At 62.1% G+C, this 17,894-nt stretch carries 5 protein-coding genes; all 5 read left to right on the plus strand.

Features of this window, described 5'->3' with window-relative positions:
• The 5 genes from KXV01_RS01490 to KXV01_RS01510 all read left to right on the plus strand — a co-directional run bounded on the left by KXV01_RS01490 (position 1) and on the right by KXV01_RS01510 (position 17,576).
• Positions 1 to 11,433: a hemagglutinin repeat-containing protein gene (locus tag KXV01_RS01490; RefSeq protein ID WP_258390893.1), complete on the plus strand. Its 11,433-nt coding sequence runs from the start codon at positions 1 to 3 to the stop codon at positions 11,431 to 11,433.
• A gap of 2 nt (positions 11,434 to 11,435) precedes the next feature.
• Complete coding sequence (locus tag KXV01_RS01495) at positions 11,436 to 12,059, plus strand: hypothetical protein (protein WP_146256728.1); 624 nt, start codon at positions 11,436 to 11,438, stop codon at positions 12,057 to 12,059.
• Between the two features lie 89 nt (positions 12,060 to 12,148).
• Positions 12,149 to 16,129, plus strand: coding sequence for a hemagglutinin repeat-containing protein (locus KXV01_RS01500; protein WP_258390895.1), 3,981 nt, complete (start codon positions 12,149 to 12,151; stop codon positions 16,127 to 16,129).
• An 871-nt stretch (positions 16,130 to 17,000) separates the two neighbouring features.
• Positions 17,001 to 17,345 carry a hypothetical protein gene (locus tag KXV01_RS01505; protein ID WP_143566546.1) on the plus strand — a complete coding sequence of 115 codons (345 nt, stop codon included), beginning with the start codon at positions 17,001 to 17,003 and terminating at the stop codon, positions 17,343 to 17,345.
• A 3-nt stretch (positions 17,346 to 17,348) separates the two neighbouring features.
• On the plus strand, positions 17,349 to 17,576 hold the full coding sequence (locus KXV01_RS01510; RefSeq protein ID WP_143566454.1) for a hypothetical protein: 228 nt from the start codon (positions 17,349 to 17,351) through the stop codon (positions 17,574 to 17,576).
• Positions 17,577 to 17,894: the final 318 nt, after the last annotated feature.

Genomic DNA, 17,894 nt, shown 5'->3' on the forward strand with positions numbered 1-17,894 from the left:
ATGAACACTATCTATCGTCTGGTTTTCAACCGCGCGCTGCGCGTCTGGCAGGTGGCGTCGGAGCTGGTGAAGGGCGGCGGTGGCCTGGTCGGCCATGTGCCGGGCCGGCAGAGCGCTGCGCTGTCGCCGCTGGGTTTCGCGCTGATGTGCTCACTGGGCTGGGTCAGCCTGGTAACACCTGCACTGGCGCAGTCCGACGCGCGCATCATTTCCGATCCGAATGCGCCGGGCCGTGAACGGCCGACGATGGTGACGGCACCCAATGGCGTGCCGATGGTGAACATCACCACGCCGTCGGCGGCGGGCGTGTCGCGCAACCGCTATTCGCAGTTCGACGTGGGCCGCGATGGCGTCATCCTCAACAACGCCCGCGGCCAGGTGCAGACGCAGCTGGGCGGCTGGGTGCAGGGCAACCCGTGGCTCGCCACCGGCAGTGCACGGGTGATCCTCAATGAAGTGAATGGTCCGGCCAGCCGGCTCAACGGCTATGTGGAAGTGGCCGGGCAGCGCGCCGAAGTGATCATTGCCAACCCGGCCGGCATCCAGGTCAACGGCGGCGGCTTCCTCAATGCCAGCCGGGTGACCCTGACCACCGGCACGCCGATGTTCACGGGGGGCGGCGCACTGGAGGGCTACCGCGTCACCGGCGGCGCGATCCAGATCGATGGCGATGGCCTGGACACCAGCCGTGCCGATTACACCGACCTGATCACCCGTTCGTTGCAGGTCAACGCCGGCATCTGGGCCAACCAGCTGCAGGCGACGCTGGGCAACAACGTGGTCAGTGCCGACCACAGCCAGGCCAGTGCGACCGCAGCCAGCGGCGAGGCACCGACCTTCGCGCTGGACGTTGGCGCACTGGGCGGCATGTTCGCCAACAAGATCTGGCTGGTGGGCAACGAGCACGGCGTGGGCGTGCGCAATGCCGGCAGCATCGGCGCGCAGGCCGGCGAGCTGGTAGTGACGGTGGATGGCCGCCTGGAAAACACCGGCGCCCTGCAGTCGCGGCAGAACGTGCGCGTGCAGGCCAGTGGCGACCTTGCCAATGGCGGCACCATCGCGGCCACGCGCGAAGTTGCGATCACCGCCGGTGGCACGCTGGACAACAGCGGCGGCACGCTCAATGCACAGCGCCTGCAGGTGGAGGCGCAGGGGTTGCGCAACCATGGCGGCGCCATTGAACAGACCGGCGCACAAGCGCTGGCGGTCAAGGCCGACGCAGCCAGCAACCGTAGCAATGGCCTGTTGGGCGCACTGGATGCCGTGGCGTCAGGTGGTAACGGGAGCAGCGCTGGCAGCGGCGCGTCGCCCGGCAATGGCGGTGGAATACCAGGAACCGGCACGCCGGGAACGCCGGGAACCGGAGGCGGCAATGGCGGCTCGGCGGGTACGCCGACGTCGCCGGAGCTGCCCTTGGCCGAGGGCCTGATCGCCATCGCCGGTACGCTGGACAACGACGGCGGCAGCATCAGCAACGGCGGCACGGTGTCACTGGTCGCACGCAACGGTCTCGACAACAGCGGCGGTCGCCTGGGAGTGAGCGCGCTGCAGGCCGGGGGTGAGCTGCGCAATGACGGCGGCATGCTGCAGGTGCATGGCGATGCCGCGTTGCAGGTGGGCCTGTTGTCGAACCAGAAGGGTGCGCTGAGCGTGGCCGGCGACCTGTGGTTGGATGCGCAGTCGCTCGACAACCGCGGTGGTGAACTGCGGCACGCCGGCAAAGCGGCATCGTCGTGGACGGTGCAGGGACTGTTCAACAACGACGGTGGTCTGCTGGCCACCAATGCCACGCAGCTGGCCTTGCGCGCAGGCCAGGTCGGCAATGCCGGTGGCCGCATCGAACATGCCGGTGGCGATGGTCTCGCGTTGGTTACGGGCGACTGGGCCGGCAGCGGCGGGCGACTGAGTACCCTGGGCCGCCTGCAATGGTCGGCCGGCAACGCCGATCTGCGCAGCGGTTCGCTCAGTGCGGCCGGGTTCGACATCCTGGCCGCGACGCTGGACAACCGGGGCGGCAGCCTGCTGTCGCTGGGTAGCGGGGCCAGTTCGGTGAAGGCCACGACGCTGGACAACCGTGCCCGCGGTACGCTGGCCGGCAACGGCGATCTGGCACTGGTCGCGACCACGCTGGACAACAGCAACGGCCTGGTTCAGCAGGCTGGCACCGGCACCCTGAGCGTGCAGGCCGATACGTTGCGTGGCAGCGAAGGGCGCCTGCTCAGCAACGGCGCGCTGGTGCTGTCCGGCGGCGAGCTGGACGTGAGTGGCGGTACGACATCGGCGCAGAGTGTGCAGATCCACGCCGGGGCACTGCGCAACCGCCAGGGCCAGATCGTTTCGCAGGGTGTCTCGGCGCTGGCGCTGGACGTGCGCGATGCGCTCGACAATCAGGGCGGCCAGATCGTCGGCAACGGCGGCCTGCGCATCGACGCCGGTCGCATCGACAACCAGAAGGGCACGCTGCAGTCGGCCGGTACGCAGGGCGTGTCCCTGGCGGTGCGCGACACGCTGGACAACAGCGGCGGCGGCATCTCCGGCAATGGCCAGGTGCAGCTGCAGGTTGGCAGCCTGGTCAACCAGGGCGGCAAGGTGCTGGCGGCAGGCAGTGGCGCGCTGCAGGTGCAGGCCCGAGAGCGCTTGGACAACAGCAACGGCGGCCGCCTGGCCGGTACCGGTGATGTGCAGCTGCAGGCAGCGCGCCTGGACAACCGCGGCGGCGCGATCGAACACGCGGGCAGCGGCACCTTGCAGATCCGGGCCGACAGCCTGCAGGGCGCGGCGGGCCGGATCCTCAGCCAGTCGTCGCTGACGCTGGAAGGGGGCGAGCTGGTGCTCGGCGCCGGCAGCGTTACCCAGGCCGAGCGCATCGCCATCGATGCGCAGCGCCTGGACAATGCCGGAGGCAGCCTCAGTGCGACTGGCAGCGAGGCGCTGCTAGTGCGTGTGGCGCAGGCATTGGACAACAGCGGCGGCACGATCGCCGGCAACGGCGCACTGGATGTACAGGCCGGTGAACTGATCAACCGCAAGGGCATGCTCAGCGGTGCCGGAACGGCTGACAGCACGCTGCAGATCGTCGCTGCGCTGGACAATGACGAAGGCACGATCGCCAGCAATGCCAACCGCCTGACGGTCACTTCCGCACGGCTGGACAACAGTGGCGGCAGCATCCGCCAGGCCGGCAACCAGGGCCTGGACATCACCACCGGCCGCCTGGACGGCAGCAAGGGCACGCTGGTCTCCTCGGCCACGCTGACCCTGCGTGCTGGCGACGTGGACCATCGTGACGCGACACTGGGCGCCGATCGCCTCGACCTTGAGGCCACTACGCTCGACAACGCCGGTGGCCGCATCATCGCCAGCGGCGAAGGCGCCAGTCGCATCAAGGCCACGACGCTGGGCAATGCCGGTGGCACGCTGGCCAGCAATGGCGACCTGGCCCTGCTGGCACAGGCGCTGGACAACCGTGCAGGCAGGATCCAGCACGCGGGCAGCGGCCAGCTGCAGGTCTCGGCGAAGACCCTGCTGGGCAACGGCGGCAGCGTGCTCAGCAATGGCAGCTTCGCGCTGGATGGCGCCAACCTCGATCTGACCGCGGCAACCACCTCGGCGCGCCGCGTCGACATCAGCGCCGATACCCTGACCACCGCCGGTGGCACGCTCACCGCAACCGGTGAAGACGCGCTGCGCCTGCGCGTACAGGGTGTGCTGGACAATCGTGGTGGCACGCTGGCGGGCAATGGCGTGCTGGATCTCACCGCGCAGCAGCTGATCAATGCACAGGGCACGCTGCAGGGTGCAGGCGCGGGTCACTCCACGCTGGCGATCGGCCAGGCGCTGGACAACCAGAAGGGCCGCATCCTGCTCGGCGGTGCCGGCACAGTCACCGCGGCCAGCCTTGGTAACCAGGGCGGCACAGTGCACGCGGGCGGCAGCGCGCTGGTGCTGGGCGTTGACGGTCGTCTCGACAATGGCGAGCAGGGCCTGCTGTCCAGCGCCGGCACGTTGACCCTGGATGCCGGCAGTCTCGACAACCGCCACGGCACCCTGGTCGCTGGCCAGGACCTGGCGGTGACCACGGCGGCAGGCGTGGACAACAGTGACGGCGCGATGCAGGCCGCCGAACGGCTGCAGCTGCAGGGTAACGGCCTGGACAACCAGCGGGGCACGCTGCTGGGTGGCCAGCTGGACATCGATACCCGCGGCCAGCGGCTGGACAACCGCGCCGGCACGCTGGGTACGCAGAAGGGCGCGCTGAGTGTGCGCAGTGGCGCTCTGGACAATCAGGGCGGTCGCGTGCAGTCGGCGGCCGACCTGACCATCAACACGGCCGGGCAGGACATCGACAACCGTTTCACGGCCGGCAGCGGTGGGCTGCTGGCGGCCGGGAAGCTGCAGCTGGAAGGCGGTGTGCTGGACAACCGTGGCGGCGCAGTCAATGCACAAGGCGATGCGCGCTTGCTGCTGGCCCGCGTCGACAACAGTTCCGGTGGAACACTTGCCAGCGCCGCGAATCTGTCGCTGCAGGCGGCGAGCCTGGCCAATGCCAGTGGTCGCGTGCAGGCCGGGCGCAACCTCGACCTGACCCTGGACGGGCACCTGGACAACGCCGCCGGCGCGATCGCGGCCGGCCAGCTGCTGACCCTCACGGCCGCCAGCGTGGACAACCGCAACACCCGTGGCGGCGACGGCACGCGTGGCCTGCAGGCGGGCCAGCTGCAGTTCGGTGCACAGTGGCTGGACAACAGCCAGGGCCAGGTCGTCACCGATGGCGGTGCGCGGCTGCAGATCAACGGCCAGCTGCAGAACACCGGCGGCGTGATCAGCACCGGCGGCAACCTGGACAGCCAGGCGGACAACGTCGCCAACAGCGGTGGCCTGCTGCGTGCCGATGGCAGCCAGACGCTGGTGGCACGTGCGCTTAGCGAAGACGGCCAGGTGCATGCGCAGCGGGACCTCGGCCTCACCCTGCAGCAGGGCATGCGCCATCGTGGCGAATGGATCGCCAACGGCACGCTGTCGCTGAACCTGTCCGGCGACCTCGACAACCAGGGCGTGGTGCGCGGTGGCAACCTCGACCTCAACGCCCAGAACATCACCAATGCGGCCTCGGGTGAGATCTCCAGCCAGGGCACGACCCACCTCAACGCCCGTGGCCAGCTGACCAACCGCGGCCTGATCGATGGCGCGCTGACCCACCTGGAGGCCAGCGAAATCGACAATCTTGGCACCGGGCGCATCTACGGTGATCGCGTGGCGATCTCCACCGGCGTGCTGAAGAACCGCGCCGAAGAGGCCGCTGGTGCCACCCGCGTCGGCACCGTGGCTGCACGCGAGCGCCTGGACCTGGGCGTGCGCGAGCTGCAGAACACCGGCAAGGGCCTGATCTACAGCGGCGGTGATGCGGCCATCGGCGGCACGCTGAGTGCCGATCGCATCGCCAGCGGCATTGCCGGGCGGATCGACAACATCAGCTCGGTCATCGATGTCACCGGCAACCTGTCCATCGATGCGCAGGTGGTCAACAACATCCGCGAGAACGTGGTCATCACACAGACCACCACCGTGAACGCTCCGGTGCGCATGGATCGACCCGCCTGGTGGCGCAACGGCAAGAATGGCACCGAGGACATTCGCAGCACCAGTCACTATTCGGCGCACGAGGTGTACTACCTCAACCCGACCGATATCCTGGAAGACACGCCGCACATCACGCCGGATGGCTTCACCGTGCACCGTGCGGTGGTACGACTGACCGCGCAGACCAGTGCCTACTTCTTCGGGCGCGGTGGGCTGTATGCCGCGCTGGGTGAGCGTGCGCGGCTGAACGTGCAGGACGGCACGGTGGTGATTTACTACGTCGGCCGCCAGGACAACCAGGTCAATCCGGACCAGGTTGCCGCTGGTGCCGACGATCCGTTTGCCGAGCTGGCCACCCTGCATCCCGATTCGCCGGCATTCCGCTACGTCGATGACAAACTCACCTACTCGTCAGCGTATGGCACCTGTACGACCAACTGCGTGCAGTTGTGGACCTACAAGGACTACGATCCCGACCGCATTCTGACCAGCCCACAGTTTGCGGGCGGCAACTCCACCAGTGCCAACGAGCAGTATCGCCTGGCCACGCGCACCGTGACCGAAGATGTGTTGCAGCCGAACGTCGGTGCCGATGCGGTCATCCGGTCAGGCGGTGCGATGCGCATCCGCAGCGATGACCTGCGCAACCACTACGGCAGCATTGCCGCCGGCGGCGATCTGGACATCATCGGCCTGACCGGCGCGGCAAAGGTGGAGAACCTGGCGGCCACGCTGTATCGCACGCACCAGTTCTCCAACGTCAGCCACACGTTCGGCGGGGATGTGATGACCTGGAGTGCTCCGGCTATTTCCGAGGTGACCGGTAAGATTGGCGGCAGCATTGTCAGCGGCGGCTCGTTGAGCATCGACGTCGGTGACCTGAGCAACCTCAACCAGGGGCGAAACGCGCCGAACGTGCAGAACGGTTCGGCCATGGCCAACCTCAACGTGCAGGGGCCCACGGCGCTGCCGGATCGGCCGGGTCATGGCGGTGCGCAGGGGCCGGGCCAATCCACCGGCACCGGTGCCGAACGCGCGCTGGCACAGGCGGCCGATGGTGCCAGTACCCAGCAAGGGAGCAGCGTCGGCGGCGTGAGTGGCAACACCGGTACATTCGGGCCGCGCGTGGTCGCAGCCAGTGGAGGATCGCCGGATCGCATCGCGATGGGTGCACCGGACACGCGCGCGCCGAGCGCCAGCCTGTTCAACGTCAATCCCAACGGCGGCCACTATCTGGTCGAGACCGATCCGCGCTTCACCGACCACAAGACCTGGCTGAGCTCGGACCACCTGCTGGGCCAGATGGGCTACTCGCCCGATACCGTGCAGAAGCGGCTGGGTGATGGGTACTACGAGCAGAAGCTGGTGCGCGAGCAGATCGGCCAGCTGACCGGTCGCCGCTTCCTCGACGGCTACGTCAGTGACGAGGCGCAGTACCGCGCGCTGCTGGAGGCCGGTGCCACGGTCGCCAGCGAATGGGGCCTTCGCCCCGGCGTGGCGCTGACCGAAGCGCAGATGGCACAGCTGACCAGTGACATCGTCTGGCTGGTCGAGCAGACCGTCACCCTGGCCGATGGCAGCACCACCACCGCGCTGGTGCCGCAGGTCTACCTGCGCCTGCGCCCGGGCGACCTCGACGGCAACGGTGCACTGCTGGCCGGCGCCAATGTCGATATCAAACTGGGCAATGGCCTGGTCAACACCGGCAACATCGCCGGGCGCAAGCTGGTGACCATCGATGCCGGCAACATCGAGCATCTGGGCGGCAGCATTTCCGGCCAGTACGTCGGGCTGTCGTCGGACAAGGACATCCGTGTTGTGGGTGCCGCCGTGACGGCCACCGATGCGCTGTCGGTCAAGGCTGCGGGCAATGTCACGGTGGCCTCCACGGTGGAGACACCGCAGGGCGGTGGCACCTACCAGTACGAGACCAACCGCATCGATCGGGTTGCTGGCCTGTACGTAACCAACCCCAGTGGCGACGGCATGCTGTCGGTGGTAGCCGGCGGTGACATCAGCCTGCAGGCCGCACAGATCCGCAACGCCGGCGCCGACGGCCTGACCCAGCTGGCCGCAGGCGGCACTCTGGATGTTGGCGCGATTGCGCTGGAGGAGCGCCGCGACGCCACCTTCGATGAACGCAACCACCAACGCAGCAGCAGGACAACACATGCTGCCAGCTCGGTGCAGGGCGCTGGCGATGTGGTGCTGGCCGCTGGCAAGGACATCAACCTGGCCGCCGCGCAGATCAAAGCGGCGGGCGGTCTGGCATTGCAGGCCGGTGGGGACATCAACAGCCAGGCGCTGGTGGACAGCGAGAGCCGGGATTTTGCGAACGCGGGCAAGCGCAGCTCGCTGCAGGTCAGTCAGAGCGATGAAACAGTTCGTGGAAGCCAGTTGCAGGCGGGGGATGACATCGCGTTCTCGGCTGGTCGCGATGTGACGTTGATTGCGGCAGGCGTGCGAAGTGACCAAGGCGCGATCAGCATTGGCGCAGAGCGTGATGTCAATATCCTCGCCGCTCAGGAATCGCATACCTGGGAGAAAGACACTCAGATCAAGAAGCGCGGGCTCACATCAAGTACACGGACCGCAACGCATGACGCCACGCAGGACGTCCTGGCAATGGGTACCACGCTCTCGGGAGAGAAGGTAATCATTGGAGCCGGCCGGGGCATTACTGTTGAGGGGGCCAAGGTAGCGGCGACCGCCGACGTTCTGATGGCAGCTAAGGGAAATCTCAGCATTCTGGCTGCTGAATCAATTCATTCCGAACAACACAGCAGAGATCGCAAGAAATCTGGCCTTCTGGGCGGCATGAACGGCAGCTTCGGCGTGACGTTTGGGAGCCGTAGCAACGGGAACAGTAACTCGTTGACTGAAACACTCGCCGAAGGAAGTCTCATTGGCAGCGCGCTAGGGAGCGTGACGCTCTCTGCCGGGCAGACCTTGCACCTGGGGGGATCGGATGTGCTGTCCAAGACGGGCATCACGATGATTGGCAAAGACGTGCTCATTGATGCTGCCGAGCAACAAACGACATACACCAACAACAGCTACTTCCGCCAGTCCGGTCTGAACGTCGCGTTGGGCGGTGCCAGCGTTGATACGGTGCAGAGCGCAAGGGCGGTCTATGCGACCGCCAAGAGAGCAGATGAAGTCGAAGATGATCGTCTGAAAGCACTTTATGCGTACAAAGCCGCTCAAGGAGCGATAGCCGTCGCTGAAGCGGTTGGCCAGCACTCGGGCAACGGTGAGGGCGGTGCCGGCTTGAATGTCAGAGTGACGGTTGGCAGCCAGCGGTCCCGCTCTGAGACCGTAATGGAGCAGGCAACGCACCGGGGCAGCCTGCTGAAGAGCGAGGGAGACGTTGTTGTTGCTGCGACCGGCGGCGACCTGACGATTGTCGGCAGCCAGATTTCCGGCGGCAATGTCGATCTGGCCGCAGCGAATGACCTGGTCATCCGTAGCAGTGAAGATCGCTATTCTCAGGAGAGCCGAAACCAGTCGCTGGGCGGGGAGGTGGGCGTTGCCATCAGTGGCAGCAGTGGTGGAGGTGCCGCCATCGGTGTCTACGTGGGCGCGAACGCTGCGCGCGGCAAGGCGGACGGCGAGGGCACCCTCCACAACGAGAGCATCATCCAGGCCGGCGACAGGCTGACCTTCACCAGTGGCGGCAATACCACCTTGCAAGGCGCACAGCTCCTGGCCGACCAGGTGGTCGGACGTGTAACTGGCGATCTGACTTTGCGCAGCGAGCAGGACACAGACCGCTACAAGACCGAACAGCTGGCTGCGAAGGGCGAGGCGACCATCGGCTACGGCTTTGAGGGCAGCGCCAGCGGTAGTGCCAGCATGATCGACAGTGACTATCGCAGTGTTCGCGAGCAGACAGGAATCGCGGCGGGTAGCGGTGGATTCTCGCTGCAGGTGGGCGGCAATACCCACCTCGCTGGTGCTGTGATCGGCAGTACTGCCGATCCGTCCAAGAATCAGCTGTCTACGGGCAGCCTGTCGTTCGAGGAGCTGAAGAATCGTGCCGAGTTCCTCTCTGCGTCCATCAGTGGCGGTACAAGCGGCGGTGGCAATCCCTCGGATGGCTTCTCGTTCGATCCGTCACTGGTGCCCGGTCTGCCGACAGGGGGCAGCAAGAGTTCCACAACTCGCAGTGGGTTGGCAGATGGAACAGTCGAGATCCGCAACGGTGACGATTCCGTACTAGCAGGTTTGCAGCGTGGCGTGACGGGATTGGACAACGCCAATGGCTTTGCGCCGATCTTTGACGAGAGAAAGGTGCAGGAGAGGCAGGAACTGACCCAGATGCTGGGTGCCATCGGCTTTGAAGTGATCGGCAACCTGGCCGCAAATAAGACTGCCCAGGCAAATGCAGACCTCGAAGTGGCCCGTGCCAATGGCGATGCCGAGGCCGAGGCCGATGCGCTTCGGCGGATTGAGCAGTGGGGTGAGGGCGGACGCAACAAAGTGTTGTTGCACGGCCTGACCGGCGCAGCGGTGGCGGCATTGAGCGGTGGAGATATTGGTGGCGATGCAGCTGGCGCAGCCGGTTCCGAGCTGGCCAAGGACGCGATGATCAGGTTCCTTACGGGGCAGGGATTGGATCCGCGCAGTGTTGAGTTCAACAGTTTGATTGAGATCGCCAGCGCTGCCTTGGGGGGCGTGATAGGTGGCAGTGATGGTGCAGCGGTCGCGTTGCTGGGAGATCGGTTCAACCGTCAGTTGCATCCTGATGAAGTGGTGTGGATCAACACTCACGCGGCAAAATTTGCCGAACAGGAAGGAATAAGTGAAGAAGAAGCTCGCCGTAGGCTGATAGTTGAGGGGGCCTCACGCGTTGATGCAAGAGTCAACAAATTGATTGGTGAGGAGAACGTGGATGACGCAGCCACAGCGTTCCTTAGCACCATGGGGGGGAAGTACGGGTTCGGCGCGACGGAGGTCGAGTACAACAATTTCAATCTCTATGGGAACGAGCTGCTCAAGGACGACGCGCTGTACCGGCAGGTCTTTAACTCCTTGCTCGCTGCTGGTGTCTCCAGAGATGATCTGAACTACACCTTTTTTGATCTGAATAACCTGAGAGGTACGGTTGGGCGCGGTCGTGACGGCCAGATGATGCTTGAAAATTTCAGTGGTGATGTTGGGGCAGCAGGCAGCCTGATTGCCAGCCTATCCCGAGGAGATGGCAACGGCGCTGCAATTACCGCCGCAACGTTCTTGATTCCGGTACGTATGCCTGGAGGGAAGATCGTTAGCGAAGTGGGCGTGGAGATCGCAGGGTCTGTCACGAGGGAGGCTGGGCGCCGATCGGATGAGATTTTTGCGGCTGCCGACAAGGCCTTGAAACGGGGCGCTGCAGCGTCGGAGGCTCCTGCTCGATCGCTGGAGCAGCTGCTTCCCAATGGGAAAGTTCCCAGTGTTCGAAATGGAGAATTCAATCGTTGGTTCGATCAGCTTTCTTCGACGGAATTGGAAGTCCTTTGGGGAAATAAGGGCGTTCGAGACGCTATAGAATCCCGCATACGCCAACCTGGCGGGCTGCACGAATGGTGCATGGTCTGTAGAGCCCCTGATTTCAAAAAATGGGGTGTTTCGATGGAGGAGATCAAGAGGTTCAGAACCAGAACAGAGGAGCTGAAATGGACCAATCCTGCTGATGGAAAGCTGGGTGGTCATGGTGGTAACGGTTCTGGAGCCTTCCATAATGAGCTGGGGCGGATAATTGACGAAAGTAGGTCGCTCGAAGAATTCAATTCGAGTATTATAATTCTGAGGGATCGGTGGAAGATTGATCCTGACCTGCTTCCGCCGCTTCCAAAATCTGGAGGGATGTAGATGTGAGTACGCTTTTGTCTGATTGGTGCGCGTTTTGTGAAGGGCTTGCTGTGTTCGATAAGTCTCATTTTTTGGGTTTGTTGAAGGAGCATTCGGGCGATTGTGATCTTCGAAAGATATTTAGCTATTTCTCGTCGTCGGCAGATTTGCATGAGCGCGCGGTTAAGGTTATTTCTTCCGGTAGATTGGATGGTTCGTTGTACCTGCTTCCACGTTTCTCTGCGTCTAGGGAGGAAATTGTTAGGCTTGGGGGTGAGTGGTTAAAAGGCCAGGAGGAAATATGTAGGAGGATCGGTGAGGTCGAAATTGAAGAAATTTGCAGGCGTGCGGAGGTAGTTTTTGTTGCCGGGGGGCATCTGGATTCCGTGCTTCGCATGGATATTCCTCAATATTGGCTGTTTGACGGAATTGGTGACTCTGTTAGGGGGAGTAGAATATCTGAATCCGACCAGGTGTATGCGCTGCTCGAGGCGCTTTATGGCTTGGCTGCCGATTATTATCTGGCGTGGTACATTGGTAGTTCTCTGTTTAAGTTGGATGTGGATTTTGGTCCATACTTTGAATTCTGGCGCATGGGGGGGCGGTGCGCACTGACTGAGTCGCAGTTTCTAGTTTCTAATCAGTAAGTGGTGGTGCATGTGTTCATTTCGGTGCACGCTCGCAGCCCAAGAGTGTGCTAATGGGCGCCTGCGGCATAACCCAGGCATAAGGTCTGATCAACCGCGCCGAATGGGTCGCTGATAGCGGCTCAATCCTCAGCCAGGGCACGCAGATGTCTGCCGAGGGCAACGCCGTGCTGCTGGCCACCCAGGACATCGTGTTCGACGTGGCCCACAACACCGAGCGCAGCGATAGCAGCAGCCGCGGCAAGGGCTGGGGCTTTGCCAACAACACCAGCGGCCTACCGTTTGGTACCAACAACGCGCAGAGCCAGGGCAGCGGTAGCAGTGACACCATCACTGGCACGCAGCTGTCGGTCGGCGGCGGCGTGCGCATGGCCACCACCGAAGGCAACATCAGCCTGACAGCGGCCAACATCGCCGCCGAGAAGGACGTCAGTATCCGTGCCGCCGGTGATCTGCTGGTGCGCAGCGGGCAGGATACGGTCAGCAACGCCAATACGTCGGACAGCAAGGCGATCGGCTCGGTACAGATATCGGATACCGAGAAGTTCTCCGGCTGGCACCGCGAACAGCACCAGGACGACAGCGCGCAGGTGTCACAGGTGGCCAGCAGCATCGGCAGTCTGGGTGGCAGCGTGAACCTGACCGCCGGGGGCAAGTACACGCAGACGGCCAGCAACGTGGTGGCGGCCAAGGACGTGAACATCACCGCCGCCGAGATCGAGCTTTTGACCGCCGACGAAAGCGGCCACTACTCGCAGAGCGACAAGGACCTGAAGATCGGCGTGTTCGCGCGGGTGAAGTCGCCGTTGATCGACCTGATCAACAACGTGGACGCGGCACGTCAGTCCGATGATCGCCTGCAGAAGATGCAGGGCATGGCGGCGGGCGCCAACGCCTACCAGGCAGCCAGTGCGATCTCGGCGCTGTCCGGCCGTGGCGGTAGCGGCGAACTGTTCCGTGCTGAAGCAGGCATCGGCTTCAAGACCGCCAACAGCAGTGCCGATGGCAGCAGCAGCGTGTCGCGTGGTTCCACCATCCAGGGCGGCGGCAACGTCAACCTCACCAGCACCCAGGGCGACATCCATGTGGTGCAGGGCAATCTGAGTGCAGGCAACACCCTCAGCCTGGATTCGGCCGGCGACATTCTGCTGGAAGCAGGCAAGGCGCATGTGGCCGACCGCAGCAAGAGCAGCAATGCCGGCGCCGAAGTCGGCGTGGGGGTCTCTGTAGGCGCGCAGACCGGCGTGTATGTGTACGCCGAAGCGAGCGTTGGCAGCAGCAAGGCCAATGCCGAGAGCAGCACGTGGCAGAACACCACGCTGACCGGCAAGAACATCTCGATGAAGGCCGAGGGTGACACCACGTTGCGCGGCGCGACCGCCACGGCTGACCGCATCGACGTCAAAACCGGCGGCACGCTGACCATCGAATCGCTGCAGGACATTGCCGAGAGCATGTCCAGGAACAGCCAGGTGGGCGGCCGCGTGCAGGTGTCGTTCGGTACCGCGTGGAATGCCGACGGGTATGCCAGCGCAGGCAAGGCCAGCGGCAGCTATCAGGGTGTCGGCCAGCAGAGCGGCCTGTTTGCCGGCAATGGCGGCTACCACGTCGATGCCGGCCACGTGAACCTGGTGGGCGGGGCGATTGCCAGCACTAATGCGGGCAACAGTGAACTGACTGCGGACTCGCTGACGTTCACTGACCTGCAGAACCACATGGACTACGCAGCCAGCTCCGGCAGCATCAGTGGTGGTGCGGGCGGGCAGATGGATGGCTGGGCGCCCAAGCCGGGAACGGCCGCACCGCGAGGTGGTCCGGGCCTGCCGATGATGGAAACGGGCAGCGACAGCAGCTCCACCCTTGCCACCTTGACCGAGGGCAACATCACCATCGGTGGCAAGCAGACGTCGGCGGCTGAGCTGGGCATCAACACCGATGCCAGTGGAGCGCATCGTGCGCTGGATGCATTGCCGGATGCGAGCAAGTTGCTGGCAGACCAGCAGGCGATGGCGGCTGCGGCCGGGACGGTGATGGCCACCAGCCAGCAGATTGCCTGGGATATTGGCAGTGCGGATGCGAAAAAGATCACGGACAAGTATCGGGAGCCGATGAGTCCCGAAGAGAGACGGGCGTTCGATGCGCTTCTTCCCGAGGAGCAGTTCAAGCGCCTGGTCGCGTTCGATGCATCCTACCCGAATGCGCTGGTGACCCAGCAGAAGTGGGCCCCTGATGGTGTCTATGGTCGCGCGCTCGGCGCAGTGACCAGCGCGTTGGTCGGTGGTGTTGGAGGACAGGGACTGGGTCAGCTGGGTTCCAATGCGCTGGCGCCGTATGCGGCTGAACTGATCGGCAAGACGTTTGACCCGAACAAGCAGAGTGCTGTGCCTAGCGAGGCCATGCAGATGCTGTCGCACGCGCTGCTGGGCGCGCTGCTGGCTGAGGCCAATGGTGGCAAGGCGGGAAGTGGGGCGTTGGCGGCCGGTGGTGGTGAGCTCGCGGCGAAGTTCCTGGGTGACTACTACGCCAAACAGAATGGGGGCGAATTGTCACCTGAGCAGGCGGAGCAGGTAAGGGTGCTCGGGCAAGCAGTCGGCGCAATGGCGGGAGGACTTTCCGGTGCAGGAATTTCTGGCGCGACATTGGGCATGGCTGTCGCGAAAAATTCCGTTGAGAACAACTACCTGAATCACGACGAGCGGATGGAGTACCTTCAGGCGACTCTGATGTGTTCCGACTCTGGCAAGGATTGCGATATCAAAGAGAACTTCGAGCGGCTCTCCGCGGAGCGCGATTACAAGTTGTTGATGGCGTGCCAAGTGCCAGGGTCTATCGCGTGCAGTGAGCAGCGATCACTTGCGAAGATTGCGTTGGAATCGCATAACTCTCCTATATATAAGGGGGAGTACGACGCGTGGATGGCGGAGAACGCCGATAAGCTCATCGCTGCGAGCAAGAATGCCGGTTCTGGGGTCAACCTTGAAGAAATTGCCATTCACTCTTCTACCGAAGATCTGCAAAGGAAGGTGTACTGTTCGCTGGTCGGTGAGTGTGGTTCGAACACTGTCGATCTATTGCGTGGTGCAGGCTACGGTGCGGAAGCTGACTGGCTGTCGTCGACGAATCGAGCAGTCGCTGGTGCTGCCTTTGTAAATGGGCTCTGGACTGGGGGAAGAGACCTGGTAGCGGGTGCTGCAAGCATGAACCAGATCGGTGTTCTGCTGGGTTTGGTCTCGGATTACAAGGAGATGGACAAGCTTGGCTTGCAGGCCTTCTCCCAAAAACGCAACAACGCGATAAGCCAGGCCATCAATGAGTACATGGAGAAGACTGCGGGGTTGGCCTACTACTTAGCTGGTGGACGAAACTCGTGGAACTTTGAGGATGTCGACCAAGCAGCGAACGTTGGCGGAAAGCTCACTGTTGATATCGGAACCTCTTTGTTAGGGCCTGAGGCGTTCCTTGCAAAGGGGGCTAAGACCACCGCATTGGAGGCCGCTGCCTCGGAGGCGCTCGAACGAGCTCGAGTGGCGCGCTCGGTAAAATTGGAGCCGGATGGCTCGTTGCCGCCGCATTTGCTGCCAGATAACATTGTTGGGGATGGAAGTATTGCTCACTTGGGGGGTGTTAATTATCCGGACGGCATATCATTCAAGGTCGATATTGATGCGCATATTTCTCGTCCAGATGGTTATTCTCAGAAGAACGGAATTTCTGGGGCGCACAATTCAGTGGAATTCAGGTCGGAGGCTGCGGCTCGTGGCGTGAAAATCGTAAGCGAGGTTTCCACGGATGTTCCGGGTGTTTCCGTTATTTCCTATCAGGTGCCGGCATTGGATCCTACTGGGAAAGTAATTGTGGGCTATAAAAATAAAGTCCAGACGAAGACGGTTTATGATCCGGCTATAATGTCAGATAGGAAGGTTTTGGCGCTCGGCCAGGAGGCTGCTGCGAAGGGTTACAAGGACGCTGTTGCTGCGGGGAAGAGGATATATGAGTCCAATGCGGGAGGCGTCTCTTTCGTTGTGTACATCGATGATGCTGGTGTAGTTAAAAATTTCCACCCTAAGTGAGGCTGTTATGAGTGATCAGTTGTTTGGATCTTGGATGGATAAGAGAGATTCTGATTGGGTGGTTTTTGCCTACTTTGATTGGATTTATTCGTCGGGAATGTTTATTCAGATGCTCGAGTGTCTATCAAGGGGCTGGGGTTTTGGTACCGATGATGTTGATTGTAGATTTCCGGATAACAATAGCTTCGACGTGGATGATCATTTTTCTGGGGTGGAATTTTCATATGGGCTCAAGTACGACCCGGACGTTGTAATTGTTAGTGATGAAGAGTTTAGTAGATACCTGGGTATGGCATGTCTCAAGTATATAGAAAGAGCTCCGGGATCGGCTGAGTACGTTCGCTCAATGCTGTGCCGGAATGAGCCGGGAAATGGCTAATCCAGACTGCGGCCCTGCTGATGATGGCAGCATCGTTAATGCGGGAGCCGTGGCTGGCGCTGTTGCCATCGCTGGTGAGCCGTCTGCTTACGCATTGCTGGCGAGCTCGCTGTGCCTGTGTCATCGCCAGAATATTATCGGGTGCTTCAGGGCTGGGTCTGGCTGGGGTCGCGTTGAATGTGGGGATTGCCAAGAATTCTGTTGAGAGCAACTGGCTTGGCAGGCCGGAAATCGCACTCATGGAGTCCGAGCGGGCTGCGTGAGGTGGCAAGTCCGGAGAGACGTCGATGGTGAGTTCAAGGTCCTTGATGACGTTGCCCGGACTTTGGGTGAGAAAAGAGCGGCAACAGAGCGAATTGACTTGTTTTCGGAGTTAAAGGCGTGCGCAAGCTGCTCAGGTGTGATAATGCGGTTTGGTGAGCGGTATCCGGAAATTCAGTTGAATATATCTACTGGGAAATGAGTGTGAGAAGGTGGGGTTACCTGGATTATTTGAATTCCATAAAGGCCGATGTTGCTGAGGGCTTGGAGGTGCTTGGGTATGATGTGTTTCAGTCATTGTATTTTGCGTATAGCTCTCTCGAGCTTAAGCTCCAACATGATCCCGATGAGGTTGTGTTTGCGGTGACTGCCGTTCTTGCGGTCATTATGGAGCGGGGGGTTCTGTCAAAATATAAAGATGCGGATGAGTTCGTAGTTGGATTTATGGATTGCTATGCGGGGGGTGGGGTTAGGGCGGGCGCTGCGTTGCTGCAGGGTGATGATCGGGATCATTTTAATGGTGATGTCGAGAGGGTGGCCGCCGCATTGGAGGGTATGGGGATTTGTCGGAGATGATGAGTGAATTCCTTCCGGTTTTTGATTGGAGGCTATTTGAGCTTTGATGATGCGCGCGGTGATGTCGGAGTGGATGGGGTGCTTGCAGTCGGTTTCGGTGCATTTGATGCTCGATTTATAACCGTCGTCAACATCGCGACTGCTGCATATGCTGGTGGATTTACTGCAGTACGAGTGGCTGGAGAAATGCGTTTTATATCAATCGTTACGAACTGCAAAACGGTCCGCTAGACCTTCCGGGGCTACAGAGACAGTTCCTGCCGCTCGAGGATGAGCCGGAGCAGATCGTGACTGCAATCTGCGTTGTGGCTTGAGGGTGTTTCTGGTCGTTGCATTGAGTCTGTGAAAAGCCGCCCTTGAATGCAGACAGCGGCACCTCAATGGCCGGGATGCTACGTGGGAATCGGTCTTGAGTGATCTCGTGGCGAGTTCGGATAAAAGATAATGAGAGTAAGGATTGACCCGCCTTCGGCAGCACTGTCGGTGAAGCAGTACAGCGCACAGATACAGCCTCCGATGGGCTGAGCGAGAAGGATGCACTGGCGATCG

The sequence above is a fragment of the Stenotrophomonas sp. Ps181 genome, assembly GCF_025697425.1.
In the GTDB taxonomy this organism is placed as follows: Bacteria; Pseudomonadota; Gammaproteobacteria; order Xanthomonadales; family Xanthomonadaceae; genus Stenotrophomonas; species Stenotrophomonas sepilia.

Coding starts and splice junctions, on each gene's coding strand:
- KXV01_RS01490 (WP_258390893.1), top strand. CDS start 1: ATGAACACTATCTATCGTCTGGTTTTCAACCGCGCGCTGCGCGTCTGG.